General features: G+C 62.8%; 18 protein-coding genes and 1 pseudogene. All 19 read left to right on the plus strand.

Features of this window, described 5'->3' with window-relative positions; translation table 11 throughout:
- The 19 genes and pseudogenes from ACK4E3_RS04375 (at position 1) to ACK4E3_RS04465 (ending at position 15,388) form a co-directional block, all read left to right on the plus strand.
- Positions 1 to 717 carry an ImmA/IrrE family metallo-endopeptidase gene (locus ACK4E3_RS04375; protein ID WP_409696896.1) on the plus strand — a complete coding sequence of 239 codons (717 nt, stop codon included), beginning with the start codon at positions 1 to 3 and terminating at the stop codon, positions 715 to 717.
- A gap of 116 nt (positions 718 to 833) precedes the next feature.
- Positions 834 to 2,015 (plus strand): hypothetical protein, encoded by a 1,182-nt coding sequence (locus tag ACK4E3_RS04380; RefSeq protein WP_409696899.1) that lies wholly within the window; start codon positions 834 to 836, stop codon positions 2,013 to 2,015.
- Positions 2,008 to 2,943 (plus strand): hypothetical protein, encoded by a 936-nt coding sequence (locus ACK4E3_RS04385; protein ID WP_409696902.1) that lies wholly within the window; start codon positions 2,008 to 2,010, stop codon positions 2,941 to 2,943. Before ACK4E3_RS04380 ends, ACK4E3_RS04385 begins: the two co-directional genes overlap by 8 nt.
- A 102-nt stretch (positions 2,944 to 3,045) precedes the next feature.
- Positions 3,046 to 3,255, plus strand: a complete 210-nt coding sequence (locus tag ACK4E3_RS04390) for a helix-turn-helix transcriptional regulator (RefSeq protein WP_271259080.1) — start codon at positions 3,046 to 3,048, stop codon at positions 3,253 to 3,255.
- Between the two features lie 11 nt (positions 3,256 to 3,266).
- Positions 3,267 to 3,749, plus strand: a complete 483-nt coding sequence (locus tag ACK4E3_RS04395; RefSeq protein ID WP_409696906.1) for a hypothetical protein — start codon at positions 3,267 to 3,269, stop codon at positions 3,747 to 3,749.
- The gene (locus ACK4E3_RS04400; protein ID WP_409696909.1) at positions 3,746 to 4,615 is read left to right on the plus strand and encodes an ATP-binding protein; all 870 of its coding nucleotides are present in this window, start codon (positions 3,746 to 3,748) and stop codon (positions 4,613 to 4,615) included. The genes ACK4E3_RS04395 and ACK4E3_RS04400 overlap by 4 nt, the downstream gene beginning before the upstream one ends.
- A gap of 20 nt (positions 4,616 to 4,635) precedes the next feature.
- Positions 4,636 to 5,211 (plus strand): hypothetical protein, encoded by a 576-nt coding sequence (locus ACK4E3_RS04405; RefSeq protein WP_409696912.1) that lies wholly within the window; start codon positions 4,636 to 4,638, stop codon positions 5,209 to 5,211.
- A 10-nt stretch (positions 5,212 to 5,221) separates the two neighbouring features.
- A complete protein-coding gene (locus ACK4E3_RS04410) occupies positions 5,222 to 6,901 on the plus strand; it encodes a DEAD/DEAH box helicase (RefSeq protein WP_409696914.1) in 1,680 nt (559 codons plus the stop codon).
- 12 nt (positions 6,902 to 6,913) lie between these two features.
- Complete coding sequence (locus ACK4E3_RS04415) at positions 6,914 to 7,318, plus strand: DUF6511 domain-containing protein (RefSeq protein ID WP_409696917.1); 405 nt, start codon at positions 6,914 to 6,916, stop codon at positions 7,316 to 7,318.
- The gene (locus ACK4E3_RS04420; protein WP_409696920.1) at positions 7,318 to 8,082 is read left to right on the plus strand and encodes a PD-(D/E)XK nuclease family protein; all 765 of its coding nucleotides are present in this window, start codon (positions 7,318 to 7,320) and stop codon (positions 8,080 to 8,082) included. The genes ACK4E3_RS04415 and ACK4E3_RS04420 overlap by 1 nt, the downstream gene beginning before the upstream one ends.
- Positions 8,037 to 10,388, plus strand: a complete 2,352-nt coding sequence (locus ACK4E3_RS04425) for an AAA family ATPase (protein ID WP_409696923.1) — start codon at positions 8,037 to 8,039, stop codon at positions 10,386 to 10,388. The genes ACK4E3_RS04420 and ACK4E3_RS04425 overlap by 46 nt, the downstream gene beginning before the upstream one ends.
- A 346-nt stretch (positions 10,389 to 10,734) precedes the next feature.
- Positions 10,735 to 11,274 carry a crossover junction endodeoxyribonuclease RuvC gene (locus tag ACK4E3_RS04430; RefSeq protein WP_409696926.1) on the plus strand — a complete coding sequence of 180 codons (540 nt, stop codon included), beginning with the start codon at positions 10,735 to 10,737 and terminating at the stop codon, positions 11,272 to 11,274.
- Entirely contained in the window at positions 11,271 to 11,540 is a 270-nt protein-coding gene (locus ACK4E3_RS04435) for a DUF6378 domain-containing protein (RefSeq protein WP_409696929.1), read from the plus strand. The genes ACK4E3_RS04430 and ACK4E3_RS04435 overlap by 4 nt, the downstream gene beginning before the upstream one ends.
- Positions 11,541 to 11,589: 49 nt before the next feature.
- A complete protein-coding gene (locus ACK4E3_RS04440; protein ID WP_409696932.1) occupies positions 11,590 to 12,105 on the plus strand; it encodes a hypothetical protein in 516 nt (171 codons plus the stop codon).
- Positions 12,106 to 12,274: 169 nt separating this feature from the next.
- Complete coding sequence (locus ACK4E3_RS04445; protein ID WP_409696935.1) at positions 12,275 to 12,541, plus strand: HNH endonuclease; 267 nt, start codon at positions 12,275 to 12,277, stop codon at positions 12,539 to 12,541.
- Between the two features lie 100 nt (positions 12,542 to 12,641).
- Positions 12,642 to 13,877, plus strand: a complete 1,236-nt coding sequence (locus tag ACK4E3_RS04450) for a site-specific DNA-methyltransferase (protein WP_409701064.1) — start codon at positions 12,642 to 12,644, stop codon at positions 13,875 to 13,877.
- A 13-nt stretch (positions 13,878 to 13,890) separates the two neighbouring features.
- Positions 13,891 to 14,418, plus strand: a pseudogene (locus tag ACK4E3_RS04455) (DNA cytosine methyltransferase); the annotation flags it as partial.
- A 19-nt stretch (positions 14,419 to 14,437) separates the two neighbouring features.
- Positions 14,438 to 14,902 carry a hypothetical protein gene (locus ACK4E3_RS04460; RefSeq protein ID WP_409701291.1) on the plus strand — a complete coding sequence of 155 codons (465 nt, stop codon included), beginning with the start codon at positions 14,438 to 14,440 and terminating at the stop codon, positions 14,900 to 14,902.
- A 3-nt stretch (positions 14,903 to 14,905) separates the two neighbouring features.
- Entirely contained in the window at positions 14,906 to 15,388 is a 483-nt protein-coding gene (locus ACK4E3_RS04465) for a phage terminase small subunit P27 family (RefSeq protein WP_409696938.1), read from the plus strand.
- The last annotated feature ends 13 nt before the right edge of the window (positions 15,389 to 15,401 follow it).

Genomic DNA, 15,401 nt, shown 5'->3' on the forward strand with positions numbered 1-15,401 from the left:
ATGAGGATGATACGGGACCCAAAAGGCCGATTTCCAGAGCGCCCCTATTACACGAACGACGAACTCGATCGGGAGTGTGAGCGGCTTGTCCGGGATCTGCACCGCAAGCGGAACCAAGAGGCACGCCCCCGTATCACGACGGATGAACTCCATCTGCTGATCGAGCTCAACGACGCCAGCCTGGATTCCTCTGCCGACCTGACAATCTATGGGGACGATGTCGAGGGCGTCACGGCCTTCCATCCGGACGGGGATCCCGAAGTCGCAATATCGGACCGGTTGGCTAACGATCCGCGGCGCGAGAACCGGCTGCGCACGACGTTGGCCCATGAGTTCGGCCATGTGCATTTCCACCGGCACCTGTGGGCGGGCAAGTTTCAGCATGGCCAACTGTTCGACCGCAGGAGCCATGAAAACAAGGCGATCTGCAAGCGCGACACCATCATTCAAGCCGCGAACTATGACTGGATGGAGTGGCAAGCCGGTTATGTGAGCGGCGCGATACTGATGCCGGTCACATCCATACGCCGCCTGGTGTCCGATTATTGCCAGGAGCGTGATCTCCACGCTGCCGTGGCAGTGCGGTCAGACCATGGTCGACAGATCGTTGGTGCAGTGATGGAGACGTTTCAGGTTTCCGAGGAGGCTGCTCAAGTCAGGCTCAAGGTACTCAAACTACTTGGGGAATCTGATCGTCAGGGATCGCTGTTCGGGTAATCCACAGCAAATCCGCTAATCTGCGTAGATTTTCGATTGACCCGCCACATGGACGGAAATACGCTCTTTAGCAGATCGGCGTGCAAGGACGCCTGATTCTGCTCAAGGAGTCCCCCATGACCTCGATTGCCACCATCATTCGCAAAACCTCCACCCCCACCCTCCGTGCCTATTTTGAGCACAGCGGCATTGGCCTGCCTGCAAATATCGACTGGGCGGTCCCCGAGCCGGAAATCCTGCCGCCCCTTCTGAAGGCGGTCGATGAACTGACGGATACTGAAAAGGCCCGTCTGGCGCTCGACGCGGGTCGGATTGGCGACCTGGTCAGTGAAGTTGGCCAGATCGCACTTTACAGCGTTGCCGAAGACAAGGCCTTTCTTGATAGCCTTGGCGGCGCGCATGACCGTGCATTCTGGATGTTTCTCAATCAGCCGGACCGCTTCCGCCGTGCCGAGGAGGTCCGCTACACCGACGAACGTCGCCGTGGGCGTTCGTGGGCGGGTTTCATTGTCGCCGCCGATCAGCCGTTGAACAAGGATCCGGCCGCTCTCGACGCATTCAAGACGGCGCTGCGCGAATGTTTCGCCTCGCCTAACATCCACATCGATATCTTTGACCGCCGTCGCCCCACCTTCGACGGTGAGGATTGCGAACTGATCCAGATCGCGGTGTACCGCGAGGGCTTGCCGGATGATGTTCTGGAGTTTGACGCAGGCGATCTGGTTCGCCGCGTGCGCAGCCCGGTATTCGAGGCCGCCCTGACCTATGAACCCGCCACCGGCGTGGTTGAGGTGGTCGCGAACGACAGCAAGAGCCGTGAAGCCATGGCCCGGATCATGGTGCGTGATCTGCTCCAGATCGAATTCACCAGCGAGAAATTGCCGTCCCGCAACTATGATCTGAGTCCGCTTCAACAGCACCATGCTTTCCCGCGGGACGCTGCCGACGGAATCGAGTCCGTCACCTTGAAGCAGCTGCGCCTGATGCCGATGGACAATCAGGGGCAGCGCGTGACTCTGGAGTGCATGCGCGGCAGCGAGGAGACTATCTGGGAGATGGCCGCGAGGCATTTTGGCGACCGTAATCCGCTTCTCGGCGGCTGGGTGGTCACCCAGGCAAAGCTTAGCATCGCTTTCCAACCCAAAGGGGATGCGCGGCGTGGGCGTGTGCTGGCGCTGACGATCACGATGCCGCACGGCTGCAATCTCAAGGACCTGACCCCGGAAGAGCAGCTGATTGGCGAAAAGTACCTGCGCCGTTGGGGCATCCTGTACGGGGACACTGGCAGCGATGATTGATCAGGCGGCCGCCCGATTGATGCTGACGATTGCTGAAACGCCGGGCGGGAAAATCGCGGCTTCGGTCCTCGACGACTTTTATCCCCGTCAAGGCAAGCAACTGATGCAGTCCAACCTGCTGGCGCCGCGAGGAGATACCTTCGCGGCGCCACTGGATCTGGATCACAGTGATGAACCGCTGCCTTTGATCTGGTCGGGCGAGCACGGTTGTTTTGGCTATTACAACCCGGCCGCGGCCTGGATCAGAGTGCCCCGGGAAAGGCTGACCATGTTCGGCGTCAACATGCCGGCGCTGCTCGCCCACGTTGTAAAGGATCTCGATGTTTCTGGAGGTACAGGATCGACGTCCCTTGTCGACGATGTGTTGTGGGAACTTGGCAACGCGAAAATCCGTAATCGTCGACAGCGCCTGCCCATTTGGTTTGCACGCCGACTATCTGACCTGGACTGTTGGCAGAAAGTTGAAGATCTGACCAAAAGACGCCCGCATGAGACTATCAGGGTCATCGTCACCAGCACGCCCCACGAGAGGCTGTTCAGCAATGCGCTTCCCGGCCATCTGATCGTAAATCTTGCTGACGTGATCTCTGCCGATTTTGGTTTGGCGATCCGGCCGGAAATTCTGGTGGCACGACTGGAAGGAGCGCCTGTGGTCGACGTGAATACCCCATTGTGGCTTTCCCCGGACGGCCAGCAGCTGATCTTTCACGGCCGCGTCAAAATGGACTTCAAGTCGGTGCCGCAGAAAAGGATCATCGCGACACTGGTGCAAGGCTTCCACGACGGAAAGCGTTTCAGACTCGGGGAATTGCTGTCCTCGGATAGCACCGCTCCCAAGAGGCTTGCAGACGTGTTTGGAAAGAAGCGCTGGGCGGAGCTTGCGCCTTACCTGAAATCCGCCAACGGCCTCTGGGGCTTTGAACTTTAGCGATTTTCCCACCTCTTTTACCCCTCTCCACCGGGTCGGTTTTACCCCTCCCGCACAGCCAGTGTCTCCGCAGGTTTTCGAACCGAAACCAAGGAGACGCCAATGGCTACCAGACACCTTTCCCAGATCGAGCTTGCCGCTCGCTGGAACCTTTCCCACCGCACGCTCGAGCGCTGGCGGTGGACGGGCGAAGGCCCGCAATTCATCAAGCTCGGCGGTCGCGTCGTTTATCGCCTCGAAGATGTCGAGGCGTTCGAAGCTGCCCAGGCCCGGCACAACACCGCCCGCGCTGATGCGCCGGCCGTGGCGTGAGGGCGGCCGACATGACCATCCCCAAACACATCAGCGTGGACGATTTCGTTCACATGGCCGTCGGCGAGATCGTCGCCCTGCCGGCCGAGGTGCTCGCCAATCTCCAGCAGGAGATCGAGGAGCGCCTGCGTTTTGCCAAGACGGCCAGCGACTGGCTCAATGGCGCGCTCGCCCTCAAATATGCCGATCGTGCGCAGCAGGCGCGCAGCGATGCCGTTAAGGATTTTGGCGCTGCCCGCTTTACCGACGGCGATGTAACGATTGTCGCGGACCTGCCGAAAAAGGTCGACTGGGATCAGTTCGAACTGGCCCAGCTGGTCGAGCGCATCAAGGCCGACGGCGAAGACCCCCACGAATATGTCGACATCAGCTTCAAGGTCTCCGAGCGCAAGTTCGTGGCCTGGCCCAGCCATATTCGCAGCGCCTTCACTACCGCCCGGACGGTGCGCAGCGGTTCCCCCAGCTTCAAGCTCAAGCTGGAGGGCGCAGCATGACTCTCCCGATCATTTCGGCGGATCAGCGTCTCGCGGAAAATCGCGGCATCAAGGGCGTTATCTTCGGCAAATCCGGCATCGGCAAGACCAGTCTGCTCTGGACGCTTCCGGCAACGACGACCCTGTTCTTCGACCTCGAGGCGGGTGACCTCGCCATCGAAGGGTGGACCGGCGACAGCATCCGTCCCCGCACCTGGGAGGAATGCCGGGACTTTGCGGTGTTCATCGGCGGGCCGAACCCGGCGCTGCGCGACGATCAGGTCTACAGCCAGGCGCATTACAATGCGGTGTGTGCCCGGTTCGGCGATGCCCCGGCTATCGACCGGTACGAGACGGTCTTCATCGACTCGATCACGGTTGCTGGGCGCCTGTGCTTCCAGTGGTGCAAGGGTCAGCCCGAGGCATTTTCCGACAAGACCGGCAAGCCCGACATGCGCGGTGCCTACGGTCTGCACGGCCGGGAAATGATCGCCTGGCTGACCCACCTTCAGCACACCCGGACGAAGAATGTCTGGTTCGTCGGCATCCTCGACGAGAAGCTGGACGACTTCAATCGCAAGGTTTTCCAGCCGCAGATCGACGGGTCCAAGACCGGACTCGAGCTGCCGGGCATCGTCGATGAAGTCCTGACCATGGCCGAGGTGAAGGACGAGGCCGGAAACGCTTCGCGTGCCTTCATCTGCCAGACGATCAACCCGTGGTCCTATCCGGCCAAGGACCGGTCTGGCCGTCTCGCGCTGGTCGAGGAACCGCACTTGGGCCGGCTCATGGCCAAGATCCGTGGCCCCGTCACGCCCGCCAGCGACCGGCTGGAATTCGGCCTGCCCGATCTGTCGGCGCCCGACACCCAATCCCCCCAAAACTGACCTGAACAAGGAGACCCATCATGGGTAGCTGGAACGATTTCAACGACGCCAAACAGACCTCCAACCTCATCCCCAAGGGCACTCTCGCCAAGGTCCGCATGACCATCCGGCCGGGCGGCCATGACGATCCCAGCCAGGGCTGGACTGGTGGTTATGCCACCCGTGGCACCACCGGTTCGGTCTATCTGAACATCGAATACACGGTGCTCGAAGGCCCCTTCGCCAAGCGCAAGGTGTTCGGCATGATCGGACTCTACAGCCCGAAGGGCCCCGACTGGGCCAATATGGGGCGCGGTCTGGTGCGCTCAATGCTGAACTCGGCGCGCGGGATTTCCGACAAGGACAACAGCCCGCAGGCCCAGGCGGCACGCCGCATCAGCGGTTTTGGCGACCTCGACGGGCTGGAGTTCGTCGCCCGCATCGATGTCGGCACCGATAGCAACGGCGATGAAAAGAATGACATCCGCACCGCCGTCACCCCGGACCACCGCGAGTACTCGGCGCTGAAGGGATCGGTCGCGGCCACGCCGGCGGCTGCATCGCCTCAGTTCTCCTCGGCACCTGCAACCGGCGGTCGTCCCGCCTGGGCACAGTGAGGAGCACGCCATGATCCTTCGTCCCCGACAGTCCCTTTTCGTCGAGCGCAGCCTGTCTGCGCTCGACACCCACGGTAACACGCTCGGTGTGGCTCCGACGGGCACGGGCAAAACCATTATCCTGTCCGCGGTCGCGGGCCAGATGATCGGCGACAGTCGCGCCAAGGCCTGTGTCCTGGCCCACCGCGATGAACTGACAGATCAGAACCGGGGCAAATTCTCCCGGGTCAATCCCGGTATGTCGACCTCGGTTGTCGATGCCGGCAGCAAATGCTGGGATGGCCAGGTCACCTTCGCGATGGTGCCGACCCTTTCCCGGCCCGCCAATCTCGACGCCATGCCGGCGGTCGACCTGCTGGTGATCGACGAGGCGCATCACGCGGTTGCCGACAGCTATCGCCGCATCATCGACCAGGTGCTGCACCGCAATCCGATGGCGCGCATCTTCGGGGTCACAGCCACGCCCAACCGCGGTGACCGCAAGGGGCTGCGCGAGGTGTTCACCAACGTGGCGGACCAGATCCGCATGGGAGAGTTGATCGCCTCGGGCCATCTCGTGCGGCCGCGGACCTTCGTGATCGACGTCGGGGTTCGCGACGATCTCGGCAAGGTGCGCAAGACGGCTGCCGATTTCGACATGGGTCAGGTCGACGCCATCATGAACAAGGCGCCCGTGACCGAACAGGTCATTGCGCATTGGCGGGAGAAGGCCGGCGACCGCCAGACGGTCGCGTTCTGCTCGACCGTCAGTCATGCCGAGAATGTCGCGGACGCCTTCAATGCAAACAGCATTCCCGCAGCAGTCGTACATGGCGATCTTGATGACGCGACCCGTCGTGCCACCCTGGCCGCCTATGATGCCGGTGACATTCAGGTGGTCGTCAATGTCGCTGTGTTGACCGAAGGCTGGGATCACCCCCCGACCTCCTGCGTCATCCTGCTGCGCCCCAGCTCGTTCAAGTCGACCATGATCCAGATGATCGGTCGTGGCCTGCGCACGGTAAACCCGGAAGAATATCCCGGCATCGTCAAGACCGACTGCATTGTCCTCGACTTCGGGACGTCGACCTTGATCCATGGCTCGCTTGAGCAGGACGTCGATCTGGATGGCAAGCAGGCCAACGGTGATGCGCCGACCAAGGAATGCCCTGAATGCGGTGCTGTCGTGCCGGCCGCCGTAACCGAATGTCCTCTGTGCGGTCATATCTGGGAAGGCTCGTCGCGCGATCCTGCCGAGCCGCTCGGCCAGTTCATCATGGCCGAAATCGACCTGTTGAAGCGTTCGAGCTTCGAGTGGGTGGATCTGTTCGGCGATGATGCCGCACTCGTCGCCAACGGTTTTCACGCATGGGCCGGAGTCTTCTTCCTGAACGGTCGCTGGTACGGCATCGGCGGTCAGCCCAAAAAGTCCGCACATCTGCTGGCCATGGGTGAGCGCAGCATCTGCCTCGCTGCCGCAGACGACTGGCTCAACACCCATGAGAGCGACGAGTCCGCCCACAAGAGCCGTGGATGGCTACGGCAACCGCCGACCGACAAGCAGCTGGCCTTCCTGCCGCCGTCTTATCGGACCGACTACGGCCTGACGCGTTACCACGCCTCCGCGCTGCTCTCCTTCCGCTTCAACCAGTCAGCCATCCGCAGCCTCGTGATGGGCGCGGATCCGCATGGCTGGCGGGAGGCGGCGTGATGGATATCGCCCATGGAAAAATCGCCCTCTGCGGAAAAGCGACTGCGGTGCTGGCATCCACGCGGGTTGCTGTGTGCAGTCTGCCTTCGTCCAACCTCTGGCTTCGGCTGGTCGGGCCCGCAACGTACGAAACGATCGGGCCCCTCTGTGTGGTTCTGCTCCATCAGCTGCCAGCGCTTCTTCTGGCTGCGGGCGCGCAAGGTGCAGGACATGGTTGATCTGACCGCCCAGGAAGAGGCCGCAATCCGCGCCGCGCTGCAACCTGTCGCAGCCCTGATCGACACGATCGGCTGGCACTCCCCGCCCAGCGAATGGTCGCAGGAGCAGATGCTCCAGCTGATCACCGTCGCGATCGATGGCTTCCAGACCGCGATGCATCAGGCAGCCGTGGATGACCCCATGGAGGTGCCGTTCTGATGTTGGACTTCAATCACCGTCCCGCATTTGGCGAACGTCTGAACGCCCTCGTCGATACCCATCTCGTGGCAGACAACGCCGCGCGCAGCCCGCGGGATTATCTCGGCGGCTCGCGAGTGGGCGTTTCCTGCGAACGCGCGCTCCAGTTCGAGTTCACGGCCACGCCCAAGGACGAAAATGCGGACTTCTCGGGCCGAACCCTGCGGATTTTCGCGATGGGTCACGCCCTGGAAGATCTGGCCATAGCCTGGCTGCGCGGTGCCGGCCTCGATCTGTTCACGCGCAAAGGCAATCGTCCGGACGGCGAGCAGTTCGGCTTCTCGACCGCTGGGGGGCGACTGCGCGGTCATGTCGACGGGATCATCGCCGGTGCTCCTGCGGCGCTTGGACTTCGTGTCCCCGCGCTCTGGGAATGCAAGACCATGAACGCGAAGAACTGGCGGGCCTGCGTCAAGGAGGGCGTGACGCGGTCGAAGCCCGTCTATGCTGCCCAGATCGCGCTCTACCAAGCCTATATGGAAGCGAGCGTGCCGGGCATCTCGGCCGCGCCTGCGCTGTTCACCGCGATCAACAAGGACACGGCCGAGCTCCACCACGAATTGGTCCCGTTCGACGCCGATCTCGCCCAGCGGATGAGCGACAAGGCCGTGCGGATCCTGACCGCGACCGATGCCGGGGAACTGCTGCCGCGCTTCACCCGGACCCGTGAGCATTTTGAATGTCGTTTCTGCGCATGGGCGACCCGTTGTTGGGAGATGGCCTAGTGAGCGACGACAATATCGTCCACTTCAATCCCTGGCGCGACTTCAACGACGCGGTCGCGCTCGAGGAACTCTATCTCGAGCCCGATCCCGCACAGATCGCCGCCTTTGTCGATGTGGTCTTCAGCTATTGCGACGGCCTGATCCCGGTCCGCAGCTTCATCGACAAAGGCCAGGGCATCGACGGCAGGCCGAACAATATCTGGATCAATGCCGACGCGGCAGCGCCCGACAAGATGATGACATTCGCCCATTGGGCGGGCCGCGAGGGCGCGGCGGTCTATGTCATCCCCGGCACGGTTGCCGAACAGGGGCAGGCAAAGTCCGCCGACATTGCCGCGATGCAGGCCATCGTTGTCGATATCGACACTGGCGATATCGGGGCCAAGCTCACTTACCTCACCGATCATCTGGGCGATCCCACTCTGGTCGTGGAAAGCGGCGGGCGAACGCCCGAAGGCGCACACAAGCTCCATGTCTGGTGGAAATTGTCGGAACCCGCGACCGGTGCCGATGTCGAGCAGGTCTGTGCCCTGCGCGGCATGATCGCCGCCAAGGTTGCGGGCGATACCCATTTTCGTTCCGCGCACCAGCCGATCCGTGTGCCCGGCACGATCTACCACAAGGGCGGCAGCCAGCGCATGGTGCAGATCCTGCGGCACGTTCCCAAACGGGAGGTGGACCTCGCTGATTTTGCCGAGATGGTCTCGGCCATGTCGCTGATGCCCGGTATTGGCGCAGCGGCGGCCCCGGCTGCGGACAAGCCGGCTCTCGCCGATGTGCTGACCACCCCGGTTCATGAAGGCGGAGCGGATGCCTGGTCCCGGTTCGAGGGCGCGAGTGCCGCCATCGGCCACTATATCCGCCAGGTCCATGATGGCCGCATCAGCCCGGATGAAGGCTGGGAAGCGATGTGCCAGTATAATGCCGCCATGCTGCGGCCGAGCTGGCCGATCGATCGCCTGAAGGCGGAATCAGATCGGCTGTGGCGCTTGCATGTCGAGCGTAACGGTCCTCCGCTGGTGCGCCTGGATAGCGCGGAACCAGCCCCGAATGAGATCCCCGCTTTCACGCTGGGCTCGCTGCTCGACGACACCAGCCCCATGCCAGCGGATATCATTGCGCCGCGCGTGCTGACGCCGGGTGGTCTGCTGGTGCTGGGCGGCGCCCCCAAGGTCGGCAAGAGCGACCTGCTGATTTCCTGGCTGGTCCATATGGCGGCCGGCCAGCCATTTCTCGGGTTTACGCCGCCGCGCTCGCTGCGCATCTTCTATCTGCAGGCCGAGATCCAGTACCACTACCTGCGCGAACGCATACAGCAGATCGCGCTGCCGACCGAGTTGCTGGCTGCCGCGCGCGACAACCTCATCGCCACCCCGAAGTTGAAAATGCTGCTTGATGCCGAGGGCAGCATGCGCGTGGCCGAGGCGATCCGGAGAGCGTTTCCGACCGATCCTGTCGACATCATCTGCATCGACCCCATCCGCAACCTGTTTGACGGCGGGCCCGACGGCGGCGGCGAAAACGACAACGCGGCCATGATGTTTTTCCTGAAAGATCGGGTCGAGGTCCTGCGCGACCATATCAATCCCGACTGCGGGGTCATCCTCGTTCACCACACCAAGAAGCTGTCGAAACAGCAGGTCAAGGACGATCCGTTCCTGGCACTTTCCGGTGCGAGCGCATTGCGCGGCTTCTACACCTCCGGGTTGATCCTGCACCGGCCCGATGAGGAAAGCCCCCAGCGGCGTCTGGAAATCGAGCTGCGCAACGGACCGGCATTGCAGCCCAAGCTGGTCGACAAGATCAGGGGTGAATGGGTCGAATTGAACCCCATGAACGAGCGGCTTGTCCGCAAGGATGTCGGCGCCAAACTCGATGCCGAACGGGTGCGCAAACACGATGTAATCCTTGGCATGCTGCTCGACGAGGCTGCGGAAGGCCGCCTCTATACCGTCACCCAGTTCACGGAAAAGTTCGAGAATAAAGGAGGTCTCGGCGGCAAGTTCACGATCCGCGACCGGATCAGCGTTCTTGCCACCAAAGGCTACGTCAAGTTCCTCCGGGACGGTGCGCCGTTCGGTTATCCGGCCGTCCGCTCCCGCTATGGATATCTCTGTGTCGAGGGCATGGAGTTCGCCGCTGCTGGCACTGTCGACGAGGAGACCGGCGAGGTCTTCGATGAGCCGCGCCAGGTGCTCCCCAGCCACTACAAATGTCCGCATTCAGGGGTCTGCCTCGACGTCGAGAACCCGGCTGTCTGGGTCTATCCGGAAGGGGGTGAAAGTGCACTCGGTCCTCAGGACTGAGTTCTCGGTCCTCAGTCCTACCTCAGTCCTCAACCCAATGATTTCAGTCATTTGGCAAAAAAGAGGACCGAGTTCACTCGGTCCTCCATCAGTCCTCCAAAATCGGAAAAATCCCATGTTTTACAGTTATTTGAACCCACTGGAGGACTTAGAAGAGAAAACCCCCTTACTACGTAAGGGGGGCCACCCTGCGGGTGTGGTCCCCATTCCTTACGTAGCGGGGTGTCCCGCGCGCGCCCGGTCGCCTCCCTGACTAGACCCAGACCGGACGACGGCAGCCAGTACCGCCAAGCACCAGGCCGCCGCCGTCCGCACCACGACCCATCCCCTTCGACGGAGAATCATCATGGATAGTCTGACTCTGCCTGCGCCGGTGCGTAGTGCAACCCCGCCGGTGGCAAGGCCGGTCACGATCACACGCGGCGCCATGCTCGCCCTCGACCTTGGCAGCAGCACTGGCTGGGCACTGCAGGCAGGCGACGATTTCATCACCAGCGGCACGGTGTCGCTGAAGCACACCCGCTTCGACGGCGGGGGGATGCGGTTCCTGCGCTTCCGGCGCTGGCTCGAACAGCTCGACATCGATGCCGGGCCAATCGAGGCCATCCACTTCGAGGAAGTGCGTCGCCACATCGGCACCGATGCTGCTCATGTCTACGGCGGCCTGCTTGGGGTGCTGAGCGCCTGGTGCGAGGAAAACCTTGTCGCCTACCAGGGCGTGCCGGTCGGCACGATCAAGCGGTTCATCACCGGCAAGGGCAATGCCGACAAGACGGCGGTCATCGCATCTGTCCGCGCCAAGGGCTTCTCACCTGCCGATGATAATGAGGCCGACGCCATCGCCATCCTGCTCTGGGCCATTGAGACCCGCGGAGGTGTGCGGTGAGCGCGGCGCGATTCCTGCAGCGCGTGGCGCAGGTGCTGGAGGATCGCGGCGCGGCCTATGGCGATCCCAAGGTGCAGATGCAGGCCATCGCCCAGCGCTGGTCGATCACCTTGGGCGTGACCGTCACCCCGCAGCAGGTGGCACTGTGCATGATCGACCTGAAGCTGGCGCGGCTTGCCCACGATCCCAACTACGCCGACGGCCCGATCGACGTGATCGGCTATGCCGCGCTCATCCCGGAGATCACCCGTGGCTCGCGGTCGTAAGCGCAAGGCGGGCCGCCGCCACCCCTGCGGCAAACTGGCTCCTCCCAGCGTGGGCGAGACCCAGCGCGAAGTCGTGGCAACTGTGCTCGAAGCCCGGCAGCGCCATTACGGCGTTACGGCCCTGCAGGCGAAGGACGAGCGGCTGGGCACGGCCCTTGGACGTGTCGCCTTTGCAGGCAAGATCACTGCTGACCAATATGCGGCAGGTGAGATGTACGGCGAAATCATGGCCCGCAACCGTGCGGTCATGGGCCTGCCCATGGATCAGCCCCGTTCAGTCACAGGCTTGCTGATCAACGAGGGCATCTTCGGTGGCGGTTCACCTGACCATGACCCCGCTCTGGTCGAGAAGGTTCGCCGCCGCGCTGCTGCTGCAATCATGATGCTGCGCACCGCTGACCACGATGCCCCCGGCACGATTGGTCGCAAGCCCAGCATCCTTGTTCATGCCGTGGTGTGCCATGAGGCCGAAGCATCGAACTGGTCGGCAGCGGACATCATCAACCTTGGCCATGGTCTGGATGCCCTGTGCCGTCTTTTCCGTATCGGCAGTGACAGTTCGTGATCAGATTCACTCGCCTATCAAGTGAAGTAACAAACTGAATCTATTCGGTTATTCATGAATTTCATATTGACCAGACTTGCGCGATAATGTAGACCTTCCGAAATAGAGGATTAAGAACTGCGCCCGGAGCCCACCAGCTTCCGGGCGTTGTTCGTTTCAGGCGTTGCGCATGGCTGAACGGCAACGGGGACGTCGGGCAGTTGCGCAGCGTCTGCGACGATTACGGGCCGAACCGCTCTGCCGGGACTGCGCTGCCAGGGGCATCGTCCGCGAGGCCACAGTGCCTGATCACATCGTCCCGCTCACCCAAGGCGGCAGCGATGACGATAACAACATCCGCTGCCTCTGTGCCGACTGCCACCAGGCACGCACGGCCGAGCAGTTCGGGCTGCGCAGGACCGTCGGCACTGGCCCGGATGGCTGGCCGATCGGCTGATCTCCCCCGGGGGGAGGTCGAAACTCTGGGGCCTGCGGGACGGAAACCGCGCCTGGCCCAAACTTTTCACGACCGCGAGTTAGCGACCGGGGGTCACATGATGATTTGGCCGGCAGACAAGGTCGAGCGCAGGAGCGTCTCGGCACTGGTGCCCTATGCCCGAAACGCGCGCACCCACAGCGAGGAACAGGTGGCCCAGATCGCCGCCTCGATCCGCGAATGGGGCTGGACGGTTCCGGTGCTCGTCGATGAAGATGGCGGCCTGATCGCAGGCCACGGACGAGTGCTGGCGGCGCGCAAGCTGGGCCTGACCGAGATCCCCGTCATGGTCGCGGCCGGTTGGACCGAAGCCCAGAAGCGGGCCTATGTGCTGGCCGACAACAAACTGGCGCTGAACGCCGGCTGGGATGCCGAGCTGCTCCGCGTTGAACTGACCGATTTACAGGCCTTCGACTTCGATCTTGGGCTCACCGGCTTTTCCGATGACGAGCTGGCCGCACTCACTGCTGTGAAAACCGATGGCCAGACCGATCCCGACGCGGCACCCAACATTCCGGAAATTCCGGTGAGTTGCCCAGGTGACGTCTGGTTGCTTGGCAAGCACCGCCTGGTGTGCGGCGACAGCACCAACATCGACGACATGGAAAAGCTGACGGCCGGCCAGATGGTCGACATGTGGCTGACCGATCCGCCATACAATGTCGCCTATGAGGGCGGCACCAAGGACAAGCTGACCATCCAGAACGACAACATGGGCAACGACGAGTTCCGCCAGTTCCTGCGCGATGCCTATGTCACGGCCAGCACGGTGATGAAGCCCGGTGCGGTGTTCTACATCTGGCACGCCGACAGTGAGGGCTACAATTTCCGGGGTGCGGCGATCGATGCCGGTTGGAAAATCCGCCAGTGCCTGATCTGGGAAAAGTCATCGCTGGCGCTGGGCAGGCAGGATTATCACTGGCAGCACGAACCCTGCCTCTATGGCTGGAAGGACGGCGCCGGCCACCTGTGGGCCAGCGACCGCAAGCAGACCACCATCCTCAAGTTCGACAAGCCGTCGCGCAATGGCGAACACCCGACCATGAAACCGGTCGCGCTGTTCGAATACCAGATGCTCAACAACACCAAGGGCGGTGACATCGTGCTCGACAGTTTCGGCGGATCGGGCACCACCCTGATCGCTGCGGAGAAGAACGGCCGCATCGCGCGGCTGATGGAACTCGATCCGCGCTATTGCGACGTGATCATCAACCGCTGGCAGGAATTTACTGGGCAACAGGCAACCCTCGAAGCCGACGGGCGAAGCTTCACCACCGTCAGCGAACAACCGCGGTAACAACGTGCATGACATGGCTCTATCTCCCTCCGGATACGCTCCGGGGCGCGATGACGCATGCCTGCACGGACTTTCCCTATGCGCCGGTGTCGGCGGGCTCGACCTCGGCCTCCACATCGCATGTCCCGGATACCGCACTGTGGGTTACGTCGAGCGGGAAGCCTACGCAGCGGCCGCTCTCGTGGCGCGGATGGCGGACAAGGCCCTGGATCCGGCACCTGTCTGGGACGACATTACAACCTTCGACGGCCGGCCATGGCGCGGCGTCGTGGACATCCTCACTGCGGGCTACCCGTGCCAGCCATTCTCGGTTGCCGGACGGCGTCTTGGCGAGGCTGATCCGCGACACCTCTGGCCCCATGTCGCCCGCATCATCCGGGAATGCGATTCCCCGATCGTCTTCCTCGAAAATGTCGCCAATCATCTGCGCCTCGGATTTCCCGAAGTCGCCCGAGAACTGGTCGGCATGGGCTACCGGCTTGCGGCAGGATTGTTTACGGCGGCGGAAGTCGGCGCGCCGCACCGGCGCGAGCGGCTGTTCATCCTTGCAATGCGCGAAAGTGACGAACTGGCCGACGCCGCAGACCGACAGCTTTCGCAGCCGGGGCGGCAACCGAAAACACGAACTGGGTCTGGACCGCATGGCACGGGACTGGCCGACGCCGATGGCCTGCGACGGGAACAAGCCGAGTGCGGGCAACCGCAAGACAGCAGACCTGACCCATGCGGCCGGCATGTGGATGACCCCGACGGCCCGGGACTACAAGGATGGCTCCACCAGCCTTGCCAATGTGCCGGTGAACGGCCTGCTTGGCCGCCAGGTCCTGACGACACCGCCGCGTGGGACGGATATCTCGGACACGCGCCGAACCTTGAACCCGCTGTTCGTCGAGGCGCTGATGGGCTGGCCCACCGGGTGGACCGGCTTCGACTTTGCGGAAACGGAGTGGTCCCCCTGGTTGCGGCGCATGCGCTGCGAACTCTCGCGTCTCAGCTCGTCCGGCATCGGAGCTGCCAAGGTATGACGGATGAAGCCCGGAACGAAACCCAAACCAACCCATCTCAAGCTGATTGAGGGTAATCGCCGCAAGCGCCCGCTGAACCGAAAGGAGGCCGCTGTGCCTGCGGCACTGCCGGCACCGCCGCCCCACCTGACCGCTGACGCGCTTGAGGAATGGAACCGAGTCGCCGTCTGGCTGCACCGGATCGGCCTCTTGTCCGAGGTCGATCGGGCGGCGCTCGCCGCCTATGCGCAAGCCTACGGGCGCTGGGTCCAGGCCGAACGCGCGATCGCGAAGATGGCCGAGAAGGACCAGCTGACCGGCGGTCTGATGATCAAGACGTCCAACGGCAACGCCATCCAGAACCCGCTCGTCGGCACTGCCAACAAGGCTGCTGCGGACATGATGCGTTACGCTGCAGAATTCGGGATGACGCCCAGTGCCAGAAGCAGGATCTCAGCCGAGGCGGCGTCGGAAGGCACCGACCCCGCCGACCGCTTCTTCAGCTGACCGGACGACCGAC

This window comes from Brevundimonas sp. (assembly GCF_046299595.1).
Classification (GTDB): Bacteria; Pseudomonadota; Alphaproteobacteria; order Caulobacterales; family Caulobacteraceae; genus Brevundimonas.

Bases quoted from the DNA above. Each gene is read 5' to 3' on its own strand.
- ACK4E3_RS04395 (WP_409696906.1), top strand. From the start codon at position 3,267: ATGACCATCCCCAAACACATCAGCGTGGACGATTTCGTTCACATGGCC.
- ACK4E3_RS04465 (WP_409696938.1), top strand. From the start codon at position 14,906: ATGAAGCCCGGAACGAAACCCAAACCAACCCATCTCAAGCTGATTGAG.
- ACK4E3_RS04375 (WP_409696896.1), top strand. From the start codon at position 1: ATGAGGATGATACGGGACCCAAAAGGCCGATTTCCAGAGCGCCCCTAT.
- ACK4E3_RS04405 (WP_409696912.1), top strand. From the start codon at position 4,636: ATGGGTAGCTGGAACGATTTCAACGACGCCAAACAGACCTCCAACCTC.
- ACK4E3_RS04420 (WP_409696920.1), top strand. From the start codon at position 7,318: ATGTTGGACTTCAATCACCGTCCCGCATTTGGCGAACGTCTGAACGCC.
- ACK4E3_RS04390 (WP_271259080.1), top strand. From the start codon at position 3,046: ATGGCTACCAGACACCTTTCCCAGATCGAGCTTGCCGCTCGCTGGAAC.
- ACK4E3_RS04425 (WP_409696923.1), top strand. From the start codon at position 8,037: ATGTCGTTTCTGCGCATGGGCGACCCGTTGTTGGGAGATGGCCTAGTG.
- ACK4E3_RS04410 (WP_409696914.1), top strand. From the start codon at position 5,222: ATGATCCTTCGTCCCCGACAGTCCCTTTTCGTCGAGCGCAGCCTGTCT.
- ACK4E3_RS04450 (WP_409701064.1), top strand. From the start codon at position 12,642: ATGATTTGGCCGGCAGACAAGGTCGAGCGCAGGAGCGTCTCGGCACTG.
- ACK4E3_RS04415 (WP_409696917.1), top strand. From the start codon at position 6,914: ATGGAAAAATCGCCCTCTGCGGAAAAGCGACTGCGGTGCTGGCATCCA.
- ACK4E3_RS04380 (WP_409696899.1), top strand. From the start codon at position 834: ATGACCTCGATTGCCACCATCATTCGCAAAACCTCCACCCCCACCCTC.
- ACK4E3_RS04430 (WP_409696926.1), top strand. From the start codon at position 10,735: ATGGATAGTCTGACTCTGCCTGCGCCGGTGCGTAGTGCAACCCCGCCG.
- ACK4E3_RS04385 (WP_409696902.1), top strand. From the start codon at position 2,008: ATGATTGATCAGGCGGCCGCCCGATTGATGCTGACGATTGCTGAAACG.
- ACK4E3_RS04445 (WP_409696935.1), top strand. From the start codon at position 12,275: ATGGCTGAACGGCAACGGGGACGTCGGGCAGTTGCGCAGCGTCTGCGA.
- ACK4E3_RS04400 (WP_409696909.1), top strand. From the start codon at position 3,746: ATGACTCTCCCGATCATTTCGGCGGATCAGCGTCTCGCGGAAAATCGC.